Genomic DNA, 508 nt, shown 5'->3' on the forward strand with positions numbered 1-508 from the left:
CACGGTGCCGCCCCGCGCGGCCGACGCGCCGCACCCGACGACGTCGAGGTCGCGGGTCGGGGCCGGCGTGCGGCCGGCGACGACGAGACCTCCGGCCGGGCCGGACGCGCCACGGCCGGCGGTCAGCCCCCCGCGCGCCGTGCGGACGCCGGGGTGGTCCCGCCCCCGGGCGGCCCCGCGGCCCCGGACGAGGCGGAGAACCCGCCGCGCCCGGCCGACGGGGAAGCGGGGCGCCGCCGGCCCGGTGACTCCCGGGCCGGCCGACCGGAGCGCCCCGCCGACTGGCTGCGGCAGGCCGGCCGGGCCCATCACACCGACCCCGCCCTGCCGACGGTCAAGCGGTCGGTGCCACCCGCTGCGGGCGGTCCGTCGCCGGTGCCGCCCGGGCCGGAGCCGCGCGGCGCCGAGACCGGCAACGTCCCGGCCGGCCGGGCGCGGCCCGGCGCGCAGCCGCCGCGACCCACCGACGCCACCGAGCCCGGACGGCCGGCGGGCCGGGCCCGGCCCG

Annotated in this window: 1 pseudogene; it reads left to right on the forward strand. The window is 86.0% G+C overall.

What is annotated here, in order from left to right:
* A pseudogene (locus RM555_RS30825) lies at positions 1-508 on the forward strand (hypothetical protein); the annotation flags it as partial.

Origin of the sequence: Micromonospora reichwaldensis, assembly GCF_031845925.1 — a bacterium.
GTDB classification, from domain to species: domain Bacteria; phylum Actinomycetota; class Actinomycetes; order Mycobacteriales; family Micromonosporaceae; genus Micromonospora; species Micromonospora reichwaldensis.